24 protein-coding genes and 1 pseudogene are annotated in these 21,594 nt (G+C 53.4%); 14 read left to right on the top strand and 11 right to left on the bottom strand.

The genetic code is table 11. The annotated features are described in order from the left end of the window. The first annotated feature begins 423 nt into the window (after nt 1-423). Nucleotides 424-1,998, top strand: a complete 1,575-nt coding sequence (locus FN806_RS08375; RefSeq protein WP_142636026.1) for a trypsin-like peptidase domain-containing protein — start codon at nt 424-426, stop codon at nt 1,996-1,998. A gap of 9 nt (nt 1,999-2,007) precedes the next feature. Here the strand turns inward: FN806_RS08375 and FN806_RS08370 are convergent, their stop codons facing one another. Together FN806_RS08370 and FN806_RS08365 are read right to left on the bottom strand one after the other, a co-directional pair. Then, the gene (locus tag FN806_RS08370; RefSeq protein WP_142636024.1) at nt 2,008-3,624 is read right to left on the bottom strand and encodes an MFS transporter; all 1,617 of its coding nucleotides are present in this window, start codon (nt 3,622-3,624) and stop codon (nt 2,008-2,010) included. Nucleotides 3,625-3,672: 48 nt separating this feature from the next. Next, complete coding sequence (locus FN806_RS08365; protein ID WP_142636022.1) at nt 3,673-4,893, bottom strand: APC family permease; 1,221 nt, start codon at nt 4,891-4,893, stop codon at nt 3,673-3,675. A gap of 156 nt (nt 4,894-5,049) precedes the next feature. Between FN806_RS08365 and FN806_RS08360 the strand changes: the two genes are divergently transcribed. From FN806_RS08360 to FN806_RS08345, 4 genes are all read left to right on the top strand, one after another. Beyond that, the gene (locus FN806_RS08360) at nt 5,050-5,265 is read left to right on the top strand and encodes a hypothetical protein (protein ID WP_142636020.1); all 216 of its coding nucleotides are present in this window, start codon (nt 5,050-5,052) and stop codon (nt 5,263-5,265) included. A gap of 31 nt (nt 5,266-5,296) precedes the next feature. Next, nucleotides 5,297-5,704 (top strand): c-type cytochrome, encoded by a 408-nt coding sequence (locus tag FN806_RS08355; protein ID WP_142636019.1) that lies wholly within the window; start codon nt 5,297-5,299, stop codon nt 5,702-5,704. 133 nt (nt 5,705-5,837) lie between these two features. Beyond that, nucleotides 5,838-6,287: a phasin family protein gene (locus tag FN806_RS08350; protein ID WP_142636017.1), complete on the top strand. Its 450-nt coding sequence runs from the start codon at nt 5,838-5,840 to the stop codon at nt 6,285-6,287. A 60-nt stretch (nt 6,288-6,347) separates the two neighbouring features. Further along, nucleotides 6,348-6,755, top strand: a complete 408-nt coding sequence (locus FN806_RS08345) for a universal stress protein (protein WP_142636015.1) — start codon at nt 6,348-6,350, stop codon at nt 6,753-6,755. Between the two features lie 228 nt (nt 6,756-6,983). Here FN806_RS08345 and FN806_RS08340 read toward each other — a convergent pair whose 3' ends face one another. Beyond that, nucleotides 6,984-7,505, bottom strand: a complete 522-nt coding sequence (locus tag FN806_RS08340; protein WP_142636013.1) for a GNAT family N-acetyltransferase — start codon at nt 7,503-7,505, stop codon at nt 6,984-6,986. 350 nt (nt 7,506-7,855) lie between these two features. On the opposite strand from FN806_RS08340, the gene FN806_RS08330 reads away from it, so the two are divergent. Beyond that, complete coding sequence (locus tag FN806_RS08330; RefSeq protein WP_142636010.1) at nt 7,856-8,539, top strand: IS6 family transposase; 684 nt, start codon at nt 7,856-7,858, stop codon at nt 8,537-8,539. Between the two features lie 32 nt (nt 8,540-8,571). Here the strand turns inward: FN806_RS08330 and FN806_RS08325 are convergent, their stop codons facing one another. The 4 genes from FN806_RS08325 to FN806_RS08310 all read right to left on the bottom strand — a co-directional run bounded on the left by FN806_RS08325 (nt 8,572) and on the right by FN806_RS08310 (nt 12,818). After that, nucleotides 8,572-8,751: a WGR domain-containing protein gene (locus FN806_RS08325; protein ID WP_142636008.1), complete on the bottom strand. Its 180-nt coding sequence runs from the start codon at nt 8,749-8,751 to the stop codon at nt 8,572-8,574. A 304-nt stretch (nt 8,752-9,055) separates the two neighbouring features. Next, nucleotides 9,056-10,261, bottom strand: coding sequence for an MFS transporter (locus tag FN806_RS08320; RefSeq protein WP_142636006.1), 1,206 nt, complete (start codon nt 10,259-10,261; stop codon nt 9,056-9,058). Between the two features lie 577 nt (nt 10,262-10,838). Beyond that, the gene (locus FN806_RS08315) at nt 10,839-11,537 is read right to left on the bottom strand and encodes a hypothetical protein (RefSeq protein ID WP_142636004.1); all 699 of its coding nucleotides are present in this window, start codon (nt 11,535-11,537) and stop codon (nt 10,839-10,841) included. A 435-nt stretch (nt 11,538-11,972) separates the two neighbouring features. Beyond that, nucleotides 11,973-12,818 (bottom strand): LysR family transcriptional regulator, encoded by an 846-nt coding sequence (locus tag FN806_RS08310; RefSeq protein ID WP_142636002.1) that lies wholly within the window; start codon nt 12,816-12,818, stop codon nt 11,973-11,975. Between the two features lie 86 nt (nt 12,819-12,904). On the opposite strand from FN806_RS08310, the gene FN806_RS08305 reads away from it, so the two are divergent. From FN806_RS08305 to FN806_RS20650, 4 genes are all read left to right on the top strand, one after another. Then, the gene (locus FN806_RS08305) at nt 12,905-13,372 is read left to right on the top strand and encodes a c-type cytochrome (RefSeq protein WP_142636000.1); all 468 of its coding nucleotides are present in this window, start codon (nt 12,905-12,907) and stop codon (nt 13,370-13,372) included. A gap of 13 nt (nt 13,373-13,385) precedes the next feature. Next, the gene (locus FN806_RS08300) at nt 13,386-14,294 is read left to right on the top strand and encodes a cytochrome c (protein WP_142635997.1); all 909 of its coding nucleotides are present in this window, start codon (nt 13,386-13,388) and stop codon (nt 14,292-14,294) included. A gap of 164 nt (nt 14,295-14,458) precedes the next feature. Beyond that, entirely contained in the window at nt 14,459-15,340 is an 882-nt protein-coding gene (locus FN806_RS08295; protein WP_142635995.1) for a cation diffusion facilitator family transporter, read from the top strand. 159 nt (nt 15,341-15,499) lie between these two features. Beyond that, on the top strand, nt 15,500-16,252 hold the full coding sequence (locus tag FN806_RS20650) for a hypothetical protein (protein ID WP_246097202.1): 753 nt from the start codon (nt 15,500-15,502) through the stop codon (nt 16,250-16,252). A gap of 74 nt (nt 16,253-16,326) precedes the next feature. Here the strand turns inward: FN806_RS20650 and FN806_RS08280 are convergent, their stop codons facing one another. The 3 genes from FN806_RS08280 to FN806_RS08270 all read right to left on the bottom strand — a co-directional run bounded on the left by FN806_RS08280 (nt 16,327) and on the right by FN806_RS08270 (nt 18,876). Next, on the bottom strand, nt 16,327-16,974 hold the full coding sequence (locus FN806_RS08280) for a response regulator (protein ID WP_142635993.1): 648 nt from the start codon (nt 16,972-16,974) through the stop codon (nt 16,327-16,329). Beyond that, the gene (locus FN806_RS08275) at nt 16,971-18,374 is read right to left on the bottom strand and encodes a sensor histidine kinase (RefSeq protein WP_142635991.1); all 1,404 of its coding nucleotides are present in this window, start codon (nt 18,372-18,374) and stop codon (nt 16,971-16,973) included. Before FN806_RS08275 ends, FN806_RS08280 begins: the two co-directional genes overlap by 4 nt. A gap of 103 nt (nt 18,375-18,477) precedes the next feature. Continuing rightward, a complete protein-coding gene (locus FN806_RS08270; protein WP_142635989.1) occupies nt 18,478-18,876 on the bottom strand; it encodes a MerR family transcriptional regulator in 399 nt (132 codons plus the stop codon). Between the two features lie 99 nt (nt 18,877-18,975). Between FN806_RS08270 and FN806_RS08265 the strand changes: the two genes are divergently transcribed. The 4 genes and pseudogenes from FN806_RS08265 to FN806_RS08250 all read left to right on the top strand — a co-directional run bounded on the left by FN806_RS08265 (nt 18,976) and on the right by FN806_RS08250 (nt 21,350). Continuing rightward, nucleotides 18,976-19,299, top strand: a complete 324-nt coding sequence (locus FN806_RS08265; protein WP_142635987.1) for a hypothetical protein — start codon at nt 18,976-18,978, stop codon at nt 19,297-19,299. Nucleotides 19,300-19,303: 4 nt separating this feature from the next. Beyond that, a complete protein-coding gene (locus FN806_RS20645) occupies nt 19,304-19,522 on the top strand; it encodes a GDCCVxC domain-containing (seleno)protein (protein WP_142635985.1) in 219 nt (72 codons plus the stop codon). Between the two features lie 391 nt (nt 19,523-19,913). Continuing rightward, nucleotides 19,914-20,545, top strand: a pseudogene (locus FN806_RS20640) (tyrosine-type recombinase/integrase). A 367-nt stretch (nt 20,546-20,912) separates the two neighbouring features. Continuing rightward, nucleotides 20,913-21,350: a DMT family transporter gene (locus FN806_RS08250; RefSeq protein ID WP_142635983.1), complete on the top strand. Its 438-nt coding sequence runs from the start codon at nt 20,913-20,915 to the stop codon at nt 21,348-21,350. On the opposite strand, the gene FN806_RS20575 is transcribed toward FN806_RS08250, so the two are convergent. Continuing rightward, nucleotides 21,342-21,594 (bottom strand): hypothetical protein (locus tag FN806_RS20575; protein WP_221929476.1); only part of this gene is annotated, 253 nt, incomplete at its 5' end. The genes FN806_RS08250 and FN806_RS20575 overlap by 9 nt on opposite strands.

Below are 21,594 nucleotides of genomic sequence, written 5' to 3'. Positions count from 1 at the left end.
TAAGTTTTTGCACCTGAGCAAAACTAGGCGGCTGACAGAACACCCGCTTGCGTAAGATCAATGGCCGCGCCCGTATTTTGGCACAATACTGCCTCGCCGGTATAGCACTAAAGGAGGAGGTTCAGGCGCTTGAAGGCAAACAGACCCAGCAAAACATCCAAATCAAGGACCATCAAATGACACTACGTGGCCAGAAGAAGATCACGCACGTTCACCATGATCGGGTCAACATGTATAGAAGGCCGGTCGGTCATTGGACCTCTCCTGATAGCATCACCTATTTGCAATCAACTCGACGGTAACAATTAACCGCCGGAGAACCGCGCCCGGGCATACTCTGATTGTGTGCTTTATTGCCAAACGTGGAAGTTTCGAGGTTGCCCATGATAGAGTGGGTATAGCGCTATTAAACAGAGATGGGCCATGCGGACACCGGACCAAGGCGACACAGGAGTTGATACAGGTAATGTCCGTGCATTCCTGGAGAGCTTGACCGGCCCGTCTCGTGGGACTGTAGTCTGGCTTGCCGACAACGCTGTGTCAGCCTCGGTTAGTCCGGACCGTACCTTGAGGCTAAGACCGAAAGAAGATGTGCCAGCTTATGACGAAGACATTGCGACTCTTCAGTGGTCAAATGACGGTTACACGTTAAACGCGTTGTCTGATCGGAATATCTGGGTCAATGGTCACAAGGTCGCTTCGGTTGACCTCAGGCACGGCGACATGATCGAATTCGGCGAAAAAGGCCCGATGTCCCGCTACAGGGTGTGCGACCACTCATTCCCTGCACATCGCACGGTCGAGGATATCCTAAGCGACGCGTACGCATATGCGAGAACAAGCCGTCGACCCTTTCCAAGAAAAATTTCCGGTGCACTGCGCGACAGTGGGCGTCGGCTAGCATCACAAACCACAATTCTCTTCAGGATCACCGTTATTGGCGCAATCCTTCTGATCGCCGTATTTGGGTATTTACTGTTTCAGAACGACAGGAAGCTGGCGGACAGCCTGGAACGAGAATCCCATAAGATCGAAGCGGTTGCCGTTATGCTGGCACAGACCCGGGAAGACTCGTTGACGCCGGAGGATTTGGGTGCACTCAAAGATGCTTTCGAAAGTCAGGTGCTGTCCACTGAGCAGCGTCTTGGCACGCTGGAGGAACGCGCAGGCGCATCAACGCGGATTATCACAGCCTCTACACGTTCCGTCGCGTTCGTCCAGGGCGCCTATGGATTGCGGCAGATCAAAAGCGGGAAATTGCTGCGGCATGTGGTTGGCCCCGATGGAAAGAATCTGCAAACGCCATTTGGACAACCGTGGCTCGAACCAGATGCGATGGGCGAACCTGCTGAGTTTCAGTTTACCGGAACCGGGTTTCTTCTACAGGACCCGCCTCTGTTGGTGACCAACCGTCATGTCGCCTTGCCCTGGACCACTGGCGACCGTGCACAAGCCCTTCAGGCCGCAGCGCTGGAGGCCGAGATGCTGAGTTTGCTGGTCTATTTGCCTGATCAAACTGTGCCAATTAAGGCTGTCTTGCATAAAGCAAGCGAAACCGCAGATCTGGCGCTTCTCTCTATCGACGCCACACGCGTTCGGGGTCTCGGACTGTTACTTGCAGATGAGCCACCGCGAGCGGGAGAGGAAGTTTTCCTGCTTGGATATCCAACCGGCCTGAAGGCTCTTATCGCGCAGGCCGGTCCGGGCTTTCTGAAAACGCTAGAGAATAAAGGCGCCGTGGATTTCTGGACAATTGCGACCCATCTTTCGGAACAAAATAAAATCCGACCCCTGGCCAGCCGGGGAATCGTAGCCCAGACCAGTCCTGGCGCCATTGTTTATGATGCAGAGACCACAACTGGAGGAAGCGGGGGACCTGCGTTGAACCGAAACGGTAAGGTGGTTGCGATCAACGCCGCGATCTTACCCGAGTTTGGTGGTTCGAATATTGGCGTTCCGGTGTCGCACCTCAAGACACTTCTCAATGAAAGCGATTGATCCGCGTATTCATTCGCCTGTCCGATATGGTGAATTTTGCACAAGAAAAACCATAATCAGTGGGACTATGACAGAGATCAGGCCCACGGTAATCAGCAAATTCCCCAAGTGGCTATAGTCAGCGATGGATGCAACTGAACCGGTTCTGGGTTCGGTCACGACACGAGTCACGACAAATACCTGGTTTAGGTATTTCGTGCCCAAGCTACTTGCCGACAATGCCATGTTGGTGAAAGACGCCATGACAGCAAAAAAGGTCGCTTTGAGATGTGTCGGGGCGTTACGTGCGATCCAGGCCAGCATCGGGACCATCGCGATCTGACCCAGCGGTGACTCGACGGCTGTGTCGAGTATGGCGATGAATCTTGCATCCACAACCCCGCCTGTGTGCGCGGCCGTCCATTCATGCACTCCGTAGTACAAAGCAAGGTTAGGCAGGGCCAGCACTCCGGCGGCAATGGTGAGCAGTACCACCACCTGCGCGATGGAACGACTGGCCATAAACGGTCTGAGGATGATCAGGCCAAGCAGCGCTAGTAGTGAGGTCAGGAGCGCCAGAATTGCCAGAAACTGTTCGTCGAACCCAAGCTCGTCGATTTCGAACCAGGTCAATCCCGGACCAGGCAACGGGACCGCGCGAAAAACGAAAATGATTGTCGCCGTCCCGATCAGAACCTTGGCCTGTTTCGACTCCAGTTCCCTTAGCAGCCGTGACATGAGATAGAGAATGACCGTGAGCGAAACCGCAAAAACAGTCTCTTGCGCAAAGGCGAAATTTGCGGTTCCCAACACAACGCTGAGTACAACAAACGCGAGACCTCCCAGCAGTATTGGCCACCTTACTTCGGTGGCTTGATCCGGTTTGTGTGGAAGGTGCCCAAGACTAACGAGGCGACGCTGTATCAGAGCATGTAGAACCACTCCGCTGATCGACAGTAAGGGGACAACCAGAGCGACGAGATAGACCTGACCGTAGAGAACCAAACGATCGCTTTTATCCAGATCCTCCGCGCCCGAAAAAATCCAGATGTTAACCGCTGCGACTCCCGCAAACCCGGATATGATCGCAATCCTGCCCAGGGTCTGCATGGTAGTGTGGCGGGCACGAACTTCTTCATGCGTAAACGCGAACCCATCTTGGTTGGTTTGTGGTACCGCTTCGACCGTCATGGCATCTGCCACGACGTCCTGAATGGCATAACCAGAAGGTGCCAGGATCAAGGCAACGACATACCAATGCTCAGGCAGCATGACCCCGGCCATCTGGGCAGGCGCGGTCACAAGTCCATACATGATAAGCAACGAGGCCGTGATAAGAGACGCGCCAACCAATATCAGCAGCGATTTCCAACGCCAGAACAGATCCACCAGATGCCCAAGCGGCATTTTCAAAATCCAGGGCAATCCGGCCCAAAATGCCAAGCCCGCCACGAAAGCAGCAGATAGATTCAGATAGTCCTTGAGGAAAAACGCGCCAACGACGGATGTCAGTCCCGAAACTCCGGCCGCGAAGTACACCATTAACGGTGGCATGTAGGACCATTGTAATTGCGCGACCAGATCAACGAATGTCCGGTGCCACCAGTCAGAGAGCCGCCTTCCAAGTGTAGGTCGATCAGTGTTCATACGTCATTCGGATCCCGTTCTGGCAACCTAACGCCGTCGGATTTTCTCTCAAAGAAACCCGGCGCCAAAAAGCAGGGTGCTGGTCAGCACACCAAGGATTGGCACGACAAGAGGTACGTGGAAATGTTGTCGGGTTGAATCCGGTTTCAACTTCAAAAAGATCAGCGAGAAATTGACTAGCACAAACACCCCCAAGACGATCTGAGATGTGCGTTCTGCTAGGGTGCCGATCGGCAGTGTTTGGGTCAGTAGAAGGATTAGCGCCACAACCAGCAGGGTTGCGACGACTGGTGTCTGGGTTACCTGCGGGACACTCGCCAGTATTTTCGGCAGATGATCCCGGTCGGCAAGACCGTAGATTACCCGCGACGCCATTATCATCTGGATCAGGACGCCATTGACTGTTGCAACGACTGCGACTGCGGCAAACCCCTGTTTGATTACTTCGGGTGCATTTGAAAAAACCAAAGCAAGCGGGGCAGTCGACGTCGACAAGGTGTCGATAGGAACAACAAGCAGGACCGTAATTGAGGTCGCCAGATACAGACCCGTCGCCAGAACGAGCGTCAGCAGAATTGCCTTAGGAATTGTGCGAACTGGGTCTTTTACTTCTTCGGCGACGTTTGCCATGTCCTCGAATCCAACAAAGGCAAAGAAAGCCAGAAGCGACGCCGCAAAAATGCCCCGCCAAGCGTTGATCTCAAAACCTGGAAACGTCTCGCTGAACGCATAGCCTTGCGGATCCTGCACGGACATGCCCCAGCCAATCACAAACAGAAGCCCCGAAATCTCGATGATCGTGATCACTGCCGCCACAAATACTGATTGCGCGATGCCCCAGAGTGCAATCAGTCCCATAACCGACACGATGCCGATCGTAAGCAACGTGGTGCCAAGGTTGGTCAGGGTGTGAAGATAGGAGGCCGCTCCAATCGCAACGGCCGAAGCCGATATCACTCCCGAAGCAGCGACGGCGAGACCCACCAACACGGCAATCCAGTTTCTTTGAAACCCAGCTTCGACGTATGCCGCTTCTCCCGCGCTTACGGGATAACGGGTTGCGAGTTCGGCGTACGACAAAGCCGTCAGCGAAACGACGAGCGCTGCAATGAGAAACGAAACAGCGGCGTAAGGACCAGCGACCTCGGCGGTGGCACCGACAAGCACATAGATTCCCGCACCAACGGTGACACCTAGTCCGTAAAGCGTAAGCAACGGGGCAGTAAGCGCGCGTCGGAGTTTAGGTGTCGGTGGATCGGCCGTATGCATTGGCTTCACTCCTCAATGAACAAACGCCTGTGTACCGAGCTACAGCGCGGTTAAGTACACCAGTCACTAACGAGGGGCTCGCCACCATTCATTCCGAGCCCCTGCGGTGGAATTTCCACGCTTTTGCAATTCCGCTTATCACCATGTTTGATTTGGATGCAGGCGATGAACGGCAATCCCGCTGAAACATTCATGCTTTACTATGTAATGTACCTTTTTGAATTGATCTATGTCATTGGTCGCCAAGAACCGACCAGCCAAGCGGAACCGACTGCAGTGTACTTACTTTCGTCGCAGTTTTTCCCAGCTGGTACTCAAAGGCTGAATATGAGCGAGATCAATGAAGCGTTCGCTCAATACCGCGTAGTCTAAACGCGAAATGCTGACGTTCGAGGAGGAACAAATGCCAGTTTATCGCGGACTTCTTTTGTCAATATTTGCTGCAAGTGCTGCACTGGCGCAGGATATTGACCTTCAAAACGGGCACAATCTCTACAGAACCTATTGCTGGCAATGCCATGGTTTCGAGGCCACTGGAGATGGTCCAATGGCGGAGATGCTGGCAATAAGGACGCCTGATCTGACCAGGCTTGCGGCCCAAAACGACGGTGTTTTTCCGATTGAGGAGGTGGCGCGTCAAATTGATGGTCGCGCACCATTGCTCGCGCATGGCGGAGAAATGCCCATTTTTGGACCAGCTTTGGATTCGGACCAAAAAGTTGCGCTGACCATGCCTGACGGCCAGCCAATGTTCGCAGGTGTGCCGTTGGCAAATGTGATTTATTATCTTGAGTCCATACAAATCGAGTAGGTTGGTACAAATGCTGCCATTAGATTGTAGAGGACCACTGCCTACGTTTGTTGACGCCGGTTGATCTACATTAAGGTTATTTTCTACGGGATTTGGTAACATTCAGTATTGGGAAGATGAGGAGGAATCTCCGATGCCTGAAGAGAAGCCAAAATCAAGTTACTCCAACCCACTTGTTGATGTTTTCAAGCAGATGCAGCCGGCTACTACGGCCAATCCGTTTTTAGGCGCACAGCTTGAGCAATTCTGGGACACGCAGGAGAAATCACTGAAAGAGGCAGAGGCCTTTGCTCAACATTGGTTTGAGAGGCGCCACGAGGCTGTTCGAACCGCGCTAGAAGCTGCGCGCTCGGCGTCTGCTGCAGACCCGACTGATCCGGCGAAAGCACTGCAATCCATAGCAGAGTGGCAGAAGCATTCAGCCGAACGCCTCATGGCTGACGCTCAGGAATGGTTCGAAACAGTTGCCCGATGTGCAGCATTTGCAGCGGAAACCGAAGCCGAAGCTGTGGAAAAAACAATAGATGATGTTGCAAGCACAGCAAAGAAAGCGGGTAAGTCTTCGAAATCCGAACCGGTTTAGAGTGCCGTATCACCGCGGAGGCCGGAATGATCGTAGCTGGAGCGATCGAAGGTGACTAACATGTATAAGAACATTCTGATTCCAGTCGCGCTGGACAACGATCACGATACACAGGCCTCATTTGAAGCTGCTCGTTTGCTGGCGAGTGCCGATGCGGAATTCACAGTGCTCCATGTGCAGGAGCCGATCCCTGCATATGTGGCATCCCAGATACCCGAGGAAGTTCTGGCCAACACGCGAAAAGAGCTTCAGGACGGCTTACATCGGAACGCTGCAGAGCTACCGGGGGCGAAACCGCGGCTTATCTCGGGGAGCGCTGGCCGAGCGATCGTTGATTTCGCAAATGAAAATTGCATCGATTGCATCGTGCTGGCCTCACACAAGCCGAGGATCGAGAACATTTTTGTTGGGTCGACTGCGAACCGGGTCGTTCACCACGCCAATTGTTCTGTCCACGTGATCCGCTGAGTCGTTTTGAGGCAGGTGTCCAAGTCGAATGCTGGATGCCCAGCATGAGACACAAAGACGACGGAGTGAAATTGGCGCTGTGAGCACGCGCAGCATGAAAATCGTATTCACGCTATGGGCTCTCAGCAGACATTCGAGAGTTCACAATGAGGAGCGCCGATGTCTGCTATACGGGAAAAACCAGACATTAAACAATCAATGCCCAATGTCTGGTTCTCGGTATTTGCGTCACTCGCGCCCTGAGGTGTCCCACCAATGCGCTTGCACGAACTGAGGGATCGCCATCGTCGTGCCGTTCAAGCACTCGACCGTTCCGGCTGTCAGCTCAAGGGCCATCCATGCTTCATGCGCCGTCAACAGATCAGGATAAGGCGTCTGTTTGTCAGTTGGGGCAAAACCATACCGGGGGTAGAAGTCGGGGACGCCCAGCACGAACACAGCATCCGTTCCAATGGACTTCAGGTGTTCGATACTGGTTTCCATCAGCTCCTTGCCGACTCCATGGCCTTGATACACCGGCGACACGCCGCAAGGTGCGAGCAGGTAGCATTTTGTGTCCGGATGGTCCTGGAAGACGAACGGCGTAAACAGCACGTTGCCTGCAATCTGCCCGTCCCGTTTGACACTGATCGAGATCGTGTCCGGGTGGCTGAGGAAGTCCTTGGCGAGTTGAGCGGTTACTTCGCCCTCTGTTTCTCCAAACGCCAGTCTGTGAACTTCCAGGATGGCATCGATTTCTGCGTGTTTCATGGTTCTTTCCTATCTTTGGTTTTTTTCGCGCACCCATCTCCCCCGCAACACGGGAGGCTCTGTTTCAGGTTCGCGAAGCAAATTTGCGTTGTCTGGTCTATTGAAAGCCTGGCTCTACACTTGTTCGTTCGGATGCCCCCACATGAGAGGCGCAGCATATGGGCCAGTCACACTGGGTGTGGATTCCCCGATGCCGTCCAATGCCCTCGGAGTAAGTTCACGCGCGCACCAGCACTCAAGCGGCGCCTGCGTTCTTACAGGCGGCAATGGTTCCGTCGCAAACTTTGTCCTTACCTGTCAGGTCGAGTGCATTTCTGGTAGCGCGCACTAGAACTTGACAGGAGCAGGCCGTGACGATCTCATTTAAGGGCGCACATTTTCCGAAAGACGTCATCTTGCACGCGGTCTTCTTCTACCTGCGCTACGTTGTTTCATACCGGGATTTGGAAGAAATCATGGCGGAACGTGGCGTTGATCTGGATCACGCAACGCCGAACCGCTGGGTTATTCGAGACGCAGGCCTCATTGCTGAAGCAGCGCGGTACAGAAAGCGTCCCACAGACCGTTCGTGGCGCATGGATGAAACCTATGTGAAAGTGAAAGGCGAATGGGTTTATCTTTACCGAGCGATCGACAAACACGGCAAGACACTGGATTTCATGTTGTCTGAGCGCCGGAATAAAGCCGCTGCGACGAAGTTCTTCGCCCGCGCGCTTGAGGTGAACGGATTGCCACGCAAGATCGTCATCGACAAAAGTGGTGCCAATACAGCTGGCATCAAAGCGATCAACAAGATGCTCAAGAGCTTTGGTTGTCCGATCCCAATCGATATGGTCAGGCGGAAATACCTCAACAACATCATTGAACAGGATCACCGATTTATCAAACGAAGGATCAGACCCATGCTGGGATTCAAATCCTTCGCTTCAGCCGCATCTGTTCTGGCAGGCATAGAACTGGTCAACATGATCCGCAAAGGTCAATTCACGCCCGGACTCCGTCCGTTTCAGCAGTTCATCCAACTGGCGGGATAAACTGCTCGCCAAATCCACTGATGCTTTGCCATCTAAAAAGTTTGCGACAGAACCTCCGGTAGTTGACTGCCTATGGTCGTTGCAAAAGTTTGCGACACATCCGACACTTCTCCAAATAGCGTTGGCTGCAACTCAATTCCATAGAACCGCGCCATGTTGATATCCGGGTCCACGTGGATCAGGTGGACAGGTGTGGTTGCTGTCAGCTCCATGGCTCCACTATGGTCTGGCACCACATGTCTGTCCAATGACTTTGCGAAATCTGACTACCCGCAACGATTCCTATCTGTAATGTGAGCCGACAGCCGATTCAGCCAATGTGACGAAAATTCACCCACTATCGTTACCGTCGTGACGGCCCAAACCGGCATTTGACAAGAAGATCCGAAGCCGCATCTCGCGTCCCCAGAACAGCCAATGATGGAGCGAGCAGACTTATTGCTGTTCGGATGTCTCGACCGCGGGAGAAAGCAGCCTTAATTCGTTGTAGCAACGATCACCTGACATGACCAAATCCTAGACCGAGGCATGCCCCCGTAAGCGGATCACCAGAGGCATCATCGCGGTTACCAAAACAGCCGCAAACAGGAAGGGTGCACCCGGTAAATACATACCTTCAACGTCAACGGAGGCCCGAAACAGACCGGTCATCACAATAGGTGATAATATGGCTGCAACAGAGGACAACGACGCGATGACACCCTGCACAACACCTTGCCGATCTTCATCCACCTGGTTCGACGCCATAGCTGTCATCAGAGCAGGCACAAGGTCGGACAGCGCCGCAAGCAATAGAAAGATAGTCAGAGCTACTACCGACCCGGTAAAGCCAAAACCGATCATCCCGATCAACGCTGAAATCATCCCTAGCATCAGTGTACGAAAATCTCCGATCCGCCCGATAAAGATCGGCATCAAACCTCCTTGAACCAAAGCCAACAGAACACCGTAAGCAGCGAGCGACAGCCCAATATAGAGAGTCGGCCAGCCGAACACTTCACGGGTCCAGAATGCCCAAAGTGTCGGGTAGACCATATTTGCAAACTCAAAGATGAAAATGCAGAGCAGCGGAACCGCGAGACCAGGTATGCGGAAGGCATCTAAGATCGATTTGAACGGGTTGAGATCACGCTTGCCGAATGGGCGGCGCTTTTCCTGCGTCAGACTCTCAGGCAACACATAATACCCAAACAGGGCGTTACCAGCCGACAAGGCCGCCGCAATCCAAAACGGTGCCGTGATGCTGATTCCGGCAGCGATTCCACCGATTGCCGGGCCAAGCACAAAGCCGATGCCAAATGCCGCGCCGATAAGGCCAAAATTTGCAGCCTTTTCTTGCGGCGAGGATATGTCGGCAATATAGGCCGTCGCGGTAATATAGGTCGCCCCTGCAAGGCCCGCGAGCGTCCGTCCAAGAAGAAGAAGCCAGAAACTGTCAGCCAGCGCCATGATCACGTAATCCAGTGCCAGCATAACAAGCGCCGCGATGAGTATCGGCCTGCGTCCAACTGCATCGGATATACTTCCGACAATAGGACCACACAGGAACAACGCACCTGCATAAGCAGCCATCAGTAGCCCACCCCAAAGCGCGCCCTGCCCGGTATCTCCCGCACCCACGCGATCCATCAGGTCCGGCATGATGGGGAAGACAATTCCGATACCGATGGCGTCAATCATCAGCGTTATCAGAATGAAAACAATGGCTCGGTTCTTAAACATGTTGCCCTATCGGACGGGGACACCGGCAAAGCAAGCTAAAAGAATTAGCATTGCGTGACACTGAAAGAACCACGCTACATAAAACACATACGACAATTTCTGCATTTTTGCGCTTGGAGCAGATCTGCAGCAACACGACGCTCGTGCCGCAAGAACTGGCCGGTCAAATACTAGGACGGCCCATACCAGACATTTATCGTGTCAGACTACGCCGCAGTGCAGCTTCACCGAACCGGCCATTCGCTGCGCCCACGAGATTGTAGCGTGACCCGACTTCGGGAGTGCGGACAAAGCAGCCTTATGCAACCGCTGCTATTGCTGACGCAGCATCGGTTCGCAGCTGCTGCACGCGCATCGCTGCGGTGCAACTTTATTCGTCAAACCGGCCATTCAAGGCGAGGTCATAGTCCGAATTTCAAACGGAGCTTTCGGGCATCCAGATTGGAAAATCTGGACGCATGAAACAGCGCTCATTGCTTACGATGGCGACAACGAGCGCTTCCAGAATGCGCCCCGAAAAATTGACCTGGTGAATACTAGCGGCAATGCGGGTGGCACACGCACCAGCGCTGTCTGATCAGTCCGTTGAGAAGCAATAAAACAGACCCGCCCCGCCAGAACGTGGCAGATGTTCTTCTCCACAACCACGCGAGCCGTGCGACGAGTTCCAGGACACCATGTTTCGCGCATCATTGAGACCTACACGGTCATGATGTCCGACAATCGCGGACCCGTCTTCACTATTCGAAGTCCAGTTGCTGCATGTCGTATCGCCACCTGCCGTCGAGAAATGTCCGGCAGAATCGGAGCCGGTCAAAATGTCATGTTTGTTCGGCTGACTACCACGCCCATTTACAGGGTTACCGTTTTCATCGAGTGCGGTCAGAATACTAATGTTCACGCTGTCGCTGTGCAGGTCTTCTACATTGTTGGCGATGAGTTCTCCCTTGGCATTGTACCATGGACCCGCCCCGATTCGGTCGCGTGCCGAAATGCCGTTGGTTATTGTCATCGGGTCGGTGCTGCGATCAATGGACATTGACGTGCTCAGATAGGCCGAAAAAGTTTTGGAAGAACCGACCGCAGAAGCAAGTGCATTACAATGAGCATCGGCGCCGTCGAGGCCGCCTAGATTGGCACCGTCTCCTTTGCCTACACTAGTGATGAAGAACGACATCTCCTCGCCTGCCGATTGTGCCTGAGCGATTGCCGCGAAACAGCAGATTACGAGTGCAGCAACCCCATGGACAGCTGTTCTGTTGGTGAACTTCGACATGTGATTCTCCCTTCTTGCTGTGTGATCTCCGATGCTAGCCGTATGCATTGCTTGGGTCCACGATTAGCGCACAGGGATTAGAGAACATGACAGTTCAGCCTTCGAAACATATCTTGACGGATTATTGGTCGGCACAGACGTTATGGCCGACTTTCGTCACCATTGCGGCAAACCCAAAATGGGGTTCGCACGAAACTTTCGCCGCGAGTATTACGAACGCCCGGTCTGACAGACGTACTCCACCACCGTGCTGTGATCAATTGCGTCAGATGCTGGACAAAACAGCTTTCCGACTTGACCGCGGCAACATCCGTAGTCAGCCTAAAGCCGCTATTGCGCTGAATGCCTTGCATCGGAATGTCGGCCTTTGAAACACTGAACTCGTAATGCTGCTCTGCAAATAATGCGACTGCTTACAACTGTATTTAGGTGATTTCAGTTGGCTAGAGCTTTGGCTATGCGTTCAACCAAGGCCCGTTGCACGACAGCAAACCTTGGTGTCTGCGCGATTTCCTCTAATGTCGCGACCCAGAGCGGAACTTCGATTTGGGGATTCATGCCGGGCGATCTATGAAGGCGGGGGTCAGCGTCGCCGATGAATTCAGGTAAAAATGTCTTGCCCGCTCCGGAAACGGCCATCTGCTGAAGCACCAAAAAACTGTCTGCTCCGTTGGTAGTTTGTTCGGTATTCGCGTTTTCTGCTAGCCACTTGGCAGGCAGAGAGCGGCTCAACGCGCCGTCAAGCCTCATCCATTTACGATTTGGGGAACCATCATCATAGACCCCAAACGACAATGTGCCTGATCGTTCTCCAACCAGACCGTCCTCAAGTTTAATCGATGGGCGCACAGCGATATCCGCAGTCAGCCGGGATAGATCACGGTGGCTGTTGCTACTCAACAAAGTCAGTTCCAACCCTGGGTACTCTTTGGAAATTTCATTCAAAATCTGAGGCAATACCATCTGGCAAAGACTGTCAGTGGACGTGATGCGAACGTGACCAACAGGAGAGCGGTTCGCGCCTACGATTGCCCTCTCTACTGAAAGCACCGCATCTTCAACGTTTTCCATAGCCGAGAGAATTGTTCTGGCCTCAGGCAGCGTGGAATATCCAGAAGGGCTTTTCCGAAAAATCGCACAGCCACTTCTCTGTTCAAAGGCAACCACTCTGCGCAGGACTGTCGCATGCGTTACCCCCAAAGCTTCCGCCGCCGCGTTCAGCGAACCGTATCCATCAACGGCAAGCACATATCGAATGTCATCCCAATTATCGTTGTTCATAAATTAACAGGAGGTGGCGAATAACAAACAATTACAAGTAAATTCGTTCAAGCTAACATTCGAAGTATTGAACAGGGAGAGACATCATGATGAAGAAGTTCTCAATTTTGGCGGCAGGCATTTTGTCTGTAGCGGCCATTGGCGCAGCCATCGCCCATGAAAGCGAAAATCCGGCTGTGAAAGCTCGGACTTCAATCATGCAGCTCTATTCCTTCAATCTTGGAACTCTGGGCGGTATGGCCAAGGGCGAGGTGGAATATGACGCCGAAGCAGCAACACGGGCCGCGAACAACCTGGTGGTTCTGACGCAGATCGATCAATCCGCGATGTGGCCCGCAGGATCAGACAACGTATCCGATCCGTCCACCCGTGCACTGCCGACAATCTGGGAAAACTTCCCTGACGTTGGTGCGAAAGGGCAGGCCATGGCAGATGCCGCTGTTGCGATGCAGGCTGCGGCTGGCCAAGATGTTGATGCCCTGAAAGCGGCTATGGGCGATCTGGGTGGAAGCTGTTCGGCATGTCACAAAGCGTACAGAGCACCGAATGACTAATTGGTAGATAGCTGTGAAACGGTTTTTCCTTTTCACCGCTTTCGTTGCACTTTCGGTTGGGTTGGCCGGTTTGGTGCTGACCCGACCACAAAGAGTGGATCAAGCTCTTCTCGAAGGCGTTACTCCCGATCTCGCCAGAGGTGAGACCATTTTCTACGCCGCAGGATGCGCATCCTGTCATTCAGCGCAGGGCGCGGTTGGTGAGGACAAGCTCATGCTCTCCGGTGGTCGTAGGTTCGAGACGGATTTCGGCACGTTCATTGCCCCGAACATATCCAGTGACCCCGAGGTTGGCATCGGGTCCTGGTCTGTATTGGATCTGGCCAATGCCCTAATCCATGGAACCGGGCCCGAAGGGCAACACTATTTTCCTGCGTTTCCCTATACGTCTTATGCCAACATGTCAGTCGAAGACGTTGTTTCGCTTCATGCATTCCTCGGCACGCTGCCAGCGGTCGCAACCGAAAGCGAGGTGCAGGAGGTTCGCTTTCCCTTCAACATTCGACGCGGACTGGGGGGATGGAAGCTTTTGTTCATGTCGCCAGGCTGGGTAGTCGAAGGTGATCTGACCAACCAACAAAGGCAAGGCCGGTATCTGGTGGAGGCGTTGGGTCACTGCGCCGAATGCCATACGCCGCGAAATGGCTTAGGTGGTCTGAAACGAGACCTTTGGCTGACAGGTGCACCAAATCCAAACGGGAAAGGTCGCATCCCCGGCCTTACCTCAGACCAGCTTGATTGGTCCGAGGCTGACATCGCCGAGTACCTGAAATCCGGCTTCACGCCGGACTATGACAGCGCAGGTGGTGAGATGGTGGACGTCATTGAGAACACATCACGCCTCACGGATGATGACCGTTTGGCAATTGCCGCCTATCTCAAAGCTGTTCCTGTTTCGTCGACGGGGCTTCCATCCGAGTAACAGTCGTTCGGCGCCATGCTGCGGGGACCAGATGCTGTTGCCGGTCGCCAGTAGGAAGCTGTGAGGCCTATTCCCTTTTCACCAACACCTGTTTTACGTTTTGAACATCGGAGCTCACCAATCACCCGAGTTTCTGTTCATGATTGACTGAGGGTCGCGGCCAAATGACACAAAAAATCGCTCTTTGGTCCATTCCGATATCCATTGCGGTACTGGCCCTAAAACTGTTGGCTTGGTGGCTGACAGGCTCGGTGGCGTTATTGTCGGACGCGATGGAATCCACCGTGAATGTCGTTGCGGCACTGCTGGCGTATTTTGCGGTTCGGATTGCCAACATACCCCCTGACGAAAACCACCCCTTTGGTCACAAAAAAGCCGAGTATCTTTCTGCCGTCGCCGAGGGCGTACTGATTGTGCTGGCGGCGTTCTTGATCATCAGAGAAGCTGTACTGGCGCTCCCTAACCCGCATCTTGAGGATGCGCCGCTGCTTGGAATTGCCGTCAATGTCATTGCAACGGGTGTGAATGGCGCATGGGCCTACCTATTGCTCAAAATCGGCCGGCGCGAGGATTCGCCTGCATTGGAGGCAAGCTCCCGGCACATTTTTACAGATGTCATGACTTCAGTTGGTGTCATCGCAGGTCTGATACTGGCGCTTGTCACCGGCTGGCTGATCCTCGATCCGATCCTGGCAATTCTTGTTGCACTGAACATCTTGTGGGAGGGCTGGAAAGTTATTCGGTCGTCCGTCGATGGCCTCATGGATGTGACACTTTCGGACCATGATTTGCAGACTGTTTCCAACGCAATCGAAGCAAATCTCGGCGCCGCCTTAGAGTACCACGACCTCAAAGGGCGCAGATCCGCGAATGTCATCTTTGTGGAGTTTCATCTTGTTGTGGACGGCACAATGCCAGTCAGCGCGGCGCATGATATTTGCAATGACATCGAGGAAGAATTGGATCGTTTGTATCCGGGTTCTGTCTTTGTCATTCACCTCGAACCTGATGACGAGCTGAAGGGTGACCGGGTTAGTTCCCGCTAAACTGGTCACATGGCTCAGCAAAAACTCTATTGGTTTGACTGATCTGACTAAGACGTTCGGCTTGAAATTCGTCAGACCTAAGCCCGATGTGGGGAAGCCGAACCAGAAGTAACCTGCCTCCAACGTCACGAAGCGTGATGCTCAAAATTGGAGGCGAAAATGAAAATTCAAAGAAAGCTGGGTCAACTTCTTAGTACCGCGGCGTTGGCTTCGTTGATCGCGGCAACACCTTATGTGCCAGCGTTTGATGCCGATGGTCGCCTACATTTTGAACCATCATATGCCTTTGCCAAGAGCGGCAGGGGAAGCGACGGGGATGGTCGCGATGATGATCGGGATGACGACAGAGATGATGACCGCGACGACGACCGGGATGATGATCGTGACGACAATTCGGGATCAGGCAAAGGTGGTCGCGACGATGATGATGACGATGACGACTCCAAACGCTCCAATAAGGGCAGCGGAAAGAAGGATCGGTCTCAAGCAGGTGGTAAACCCTTGGGTTCGGCCGGTGTAACAAAGGTCGAAACAAACGCTAACGGCATTGAAGTGCGTTACGCCGACGGAACCAAGGAGGAGATCGAAAACGGGCGGTATGAGAGAAAGAATGCTCAGAACCGAACTGTTGAGGAGCGCCCTGCGACCGGTGCTGACGTCTCAAGGCTTCGGTCTTTGGCGAATGGTATCTCAATCGACAACGTGCTCTCTTCTGGGCAAGGCGGCACTGCTGGAAGTCGACCTACGAAAATTGAACGCCAGGGCAACAATATCGAAGTGAACTATGCCAATGGTTGGAAAGAGGAGATCGAGTTTGGGCGCTACGAGCTGAAAGATCCGTACAACCGGACTGTTGTTGAGAGAAACGCAACGGCTTCCGATCGCCGAAGGTTGCAGTCGGTTGCCAACTGAGCTGCAACTCCAGTAGATAACCCGTTGGTGGATTCTTGTAGAGGGGGCCGCCATCTTCGTACTAGAGACCGCTGTTAGTCTCCCTTGTTCCAAACATCATGGGCAATGAGCGCGGCCTCTACCCGGTTTCGCGCGTGAAGCTTGGACAGTATTGCCGTCATGTAGTGCTTCACGGTCTTTTCCTGAAGGTCTAACTCGTCAGCGATTTCACGATTACTCAGTCCTTTGGCTACACGTCGAAGTATTTCTTCCTCACGATGCGTAAGGTCATTGAGAATGCTGCTGTTCTTAGAGGTGCCGGTGTCAGCGTTGATTTGAAGCAGTACCCGCGAGGCCAAGCCCGGAGAAACGAACCCTTCACCTGCGGCGATGCTGCTTAAGGAAGCGGTCAATTCGCTCGCGGTTACTCCCTTCACGATGTACCCTATCGCGCCCGCCTCCAACGCGTCCGCGACGTCGCTGCTGTTCTCTGAGACCGTCAAGATTGCAATGAAAGGCGGATTTGCCATTGCCGCAATTTTACGTGTTGCGCTTATCCCGCCACCGGGCATCGAGAGGTCAAGAATGGCTATGTTCGGCTGATGCGTGACGACCAGCGATACTGCATCTTCAGCGCTGGACCCGGCAGCTAAAACTTCAAAACCATCAGCTTCATCCAGCGTGCGTTGCAAACCATCCCTGAATATCGGGTGATCATCAGCTATTACGACAGATGTAGTCATGATGTGCCTAACTTTCTGGGAAAGAGTGTCATAGAAACGGTGGTGCCCTCACCCGGTCTCGATGCGACTTCGAACCTGCCGCCAATACTCTCGACCCGATCCCGCAAGCCCATAAGCCCCTGGCCACCATCGTCTCGCAACGCGGTTTCTTCTGACCTGTCAAAACCAGGCCCGTCGTCTTTGACCTTTATAACTATGCGGTCGTTCTGCGCCTCAGAGATAACGGTGCACTTGGAAGCTGGAGCATATCTCGCGGCATTGGAAAGCGTCTCCTGAAGGAACCGAAAAACGCACAGCTTGTCGGACAATGACAACTCTGGGGCCTGGCTACCCAAAAGTGAAATATCCGGTCGCAACGGGCTGTGTTCGACGTGATCCTCTACGGCTCTCTTCACAACATCGACGAGTGACAAGCTGTCGATATCTGGCGCAGAAAGCCCTCGCGATATTGCACGAATTTCAGCCAGAGATTTTTGCAAAGACTGCTGAATTTCCTCTGCCTCTTTAGAACTTTCGGACTCTTTGGAAAACGCCGCCTCCAGTCTAAGGGCGGCGAGCGACAGGTATTGCGCAGGACCATCATGTAGCTCGGCACCGAGATTTTTGAGGAACCGATCTGTTTGCGTGGCATATCTTTCTGACGCATCTACTACACGCGACCGCAGCCGGGCATTCTGCTCGGCCATCCTCTCACTTTCTGTCAGGCGCTGTTTAAGAAGAGCCCCCTGTCGTCGAATAGTTTTGTCGCCAATTGCGACAATGGAATACAGAACAATAGTACTTGCCAGAAATGCGGAACCGACGACCAACCAACTTGTTCGCCTGGCCTTGGCTAAATCTAACTCAAGCTGATCAGCTCTTTCGTAGAACTCCGCAACTGCGATGATTTCGCCGGACCAAAGTTCGCGGATGGGGCTGTAAACTTCAAGTAGTGGTATCCCCAAAGCCGCCTCGGCGGCGCTCTCGGCATGATCAAGCTCTTTGAAAGAACCGGAGATGTCACCGCTCCACGCCCGCCTTAAGTCATCCGTTGGATTGAAACGGTTTCCAATGATGTCTGTATCAGAGGCATGTACAATCACACCGCCTTGCTTCCAGAATTTGTAGGAGACAATGCGGTCACGCATTGGCTGGGTCATGAAAATCTCGTCCAGCGCCAGGCTCGCCTGCTCAGAAAGATGGTTGCCATGTGCCAATTCCTGGCTGAGCGGGGATACTACGCTTTCCATATATAGCGCAGCGGAATTGGCGGAGTTTTGCACGACTGCGTTCTGGATTCGATTTGACACCCAGACCCCGACGATTGCGGTAGCAGTACCCATCACGAAAATGCTGGCCGCAAGAAAGACTCGCGACAGCGACCAATTGCCAATCGTCAGGTCAGTTACTTTCGCTCTCATCGTGAAATCGACTATGAACTACAATCTGTTATCGCACCACAGACCTTGGTCTGACGTGATCTGGCTAAATCTCAGATCCTGCGCTTCCGTCCAGTGGCCAGAGTCAGATATCGTCCATCGTTCTCAGTCTTTGCAGCATCGGGCATTGAACGTTTCCGCTATCACAATTGGCCGTAAGCTCACTCAAGGCGTGCTCCAGGCGTCTGAGCTCACTAATCTTGCTTTGAACGCTGGTAATGTGTGCCTCGGCCAGTTCTTTCACTGATCGGCAGTCTTCGGCACTTCCTTCTGACAGCTCCAAAAGCGCCTTTGCGTCAGATAGAGGAAACCCCAGGTCACGGCACTTCTTCAAAAATCGAAGTCTTCCAACATCGCTTGCCGAATAGAGGCGACGATTGTTCAGAGCTCGTGCGGGTCTTGGTACGATACCTTCGCGTTCGTAATAGCGGATAGTTTCTATGCCGACCCCGCATTGCCGGGAAGCCTCGCCTATCGCAATCATGTGAAGTGCCTCCACTTGATCCTGTAGTTACTACAGGAGTTATACGCATTGAATGCTAGTGCCTCAACACAATCAAATCGCCTACCCAGGGAGCGAAAGATGAAAAAATATTTGACCCTCAGCCACCTGGGATCGGTTTCCGCTCTGGGGGTCGCGACATGCTGTGTTCTTCCAATGGCCATGATGTTGCTCGGCTTGGGTGGCAGTTGGTTGGCGATATTCGGAAAAATAGCGGCAGCAAGCTACTATGTTCTCGCCATCTCAACAGTGCTGGTCGCGGTTTCGTGGTTCGTAGCGCATCGAAACGGGACGTTGGCAAATCTGAAATGGTGGCTTGTCGGAAACACGGCGACTACCGCGTTGGCATGGGTCATCGTGTTCAATGAGGCTCAAATCAACGATTATCTAATCATGCAGATGTGAGACAATGACAAAACAAACTGTGGTGCTGGATAGCACTTTGACCTGCCCTCGGTGTGGGCACGTTGAAACCGAGAAAATGCCAACTGACTCGTGCCAGTGGTTTTATGAATGCAAATCATGCAATGTCGTTTTGAAGCCATTGGAAGGCGATTGCTGTGTTTTTTGTTCTTACGCAACTGTCCCGTGCCCGCCAATTCAGCTAGGTGACTGCTGTTGTGGATAAGCGGGTCGCAACCGCAGCATACCAGAGAGATGTTGAGTGTCCGCATTGGCTCGTCCGCCAAAGTTTGCAAAGTCTGGTTTCTGCGCTTCGCGACCATCAAACTCGCACAACTCTGCGCCATGGCTAACGGTAGCAAAGTCCGCGTCTCGCGAATTGCCTGACAAAACCTCGCTGCGCCCGGCACCAATAGCCGCTCTTTACGCCGCACTGCCGTGTTCAAGATGATGCCCGCTCAGCAAAATCTATGCTGCGAGCGCGCGCAGCGAGAAAATCAAATTCACAGATTGGGCTCAGAGCGGACCTCGGAGGCAGCGCAGCGTGTCGTGATAAAATGCTCCGGTCAACGTCGGGTTGTCGTTTTGGGAGGGCATGGCGGATCGGAGGATCAGTCATGGAAACACCAAACCTACCAGCCATTCGCGCACTTCGCCCTGCCTGGAACAAAGGGCGTATCGTCGGCCAGAAGCGACCACTGAAACCAAAACACGTCTGGGCGATACGGGTTCGACTTGAATTGGCCGAGAACCGCCGCGATCTCGCCCTGTTCAACATGGCGATCGACAGCAAGCTCCGCGGCTGTGATCTGGTGAAGATGAAAGTGGTCGATGTCATGGCTTCAGGCCAAATCAAAGAACGAGCCTCAGTCCTTCAAAGCAAGACGCAAAAACCTGTGCGCTTCGAGATATCCGAAGGAACGCGCGCGTCTGTCGAAAAGTGGATGGAGGACGAGCTGATGGTCGGTTCCGAGTACCTTTGGCCCGGGCGCTTTCATGAGCGCCTGCACATTTCGACCCGCCAATATGCACGGATCGTCCGAGATTGGGTCACATCGATCGGTCTTGAGGCGAGCGCGTATGGCACCCATTCAATGCGGAGACTAAAGTCACGCAGATCTACAAGAAGACAGGCAACCTCCGAGCTGTTCAGCTCCTACTCGGTCACACGAAGATGGACAGCACGGTCCGATACCTTGGTGTCGAACTTGAGGATGCATTGGCCATTGCCGAAGCCATTGAAATCTAGACTAAAGGGCCGTTCGAAAGGACGGCCCGGAGCTGACCTTGAGCACGGTCTTCAGATGCTGCGGTCGCAGCCCGCAGTCCGGACTTTAGCTGCACCCGCAATATCGCGATCAGTTTGGAGGTCGGGACCGCTGAGAGGGTGTGTAAAAACTCCGGACCATGATCTCTCTCGTCGCGCTCGTTTTCAACACCTGTGCAAAAGCTCTTTCAGAAGCGCGAGAGACGCACATAAAGGGTGTTTTTGGCCTATTTCGCGGGACGGCCAGAGTTTTCACACAGCCTCCGGACAAAGCCGCCGTCGGGATTTACACTCGCGCATATTGGCGAAGGTGAGTACGTTCGCCCCAACTCCAATAATTGAGGTGCTCATGTTCGAAACTCTACTGATTGTAGGATTAGGTCTCGCAGGTGGCTTCGCTGTTGGTGCGCAAGCTCAAATCGCTGGTTCCATGGGCAATCGTATAGGCGGGGCTGCTGGAAGCTTCATCGTCCACTTCGGTGGGGCTGTCGCGTCACTTGCATTGTTGATCGCCCGCGGCGGAGAAAACATTAGCGAATGGAAGCACTTACCTTGGTATATGTTTGGTAGTGGTCTATTCGGCGTGGCACTGTATCTGACGCTAAGTCAAACTGTTCCAAAACTGGGAGCCACGTCAGCGATTGCATTGGTTGTTGTAGGTCAGCTTCTAGCGGGATTGCTTATTGATCATTTCGGTTTATTTGATGCCTCTGTCAGGAGCATCGATTCATCACGGATTGCGGCAGCCTTCCTGCTTCTAGCCGGTGCCTATCTGATGCTACGCTGAATCGCAGTCGACCGTTAAATACCCATTGGGCTCTTTGCGGTCTTCAGATGCGGCGCGGCATCCCAGTCGCCTTGCTGTCGATGAGAAGTATGGATCGGCCCAAAGCCGAAAATCATCACGCTCCATCACGCCGCGATGCAGCTCCCCCAACCGCCGTTGGTTACGAAGCAACCAACGGCAGATTTTCAAAGCAGCCGAGTTGCCATACCACCGTCGACGGCCATCGGAGACCCCGTCACGAAAC

This window comes from Ruegeria faecimaris, from assembly GCF_900182615.1.
Classification (GTDB): Bacteria; Pseudomonadota; Alphaproteobacteria; order Rhodobacterales; family Rhodobacteraceae; genus Ruegeria; species Ruegeria faecimaris.
The sequence above is the reverse complement of the archived record's forward strand: the minus strand, read 5'-3'. Positions and strand labels throughout refer to the sequence as shown.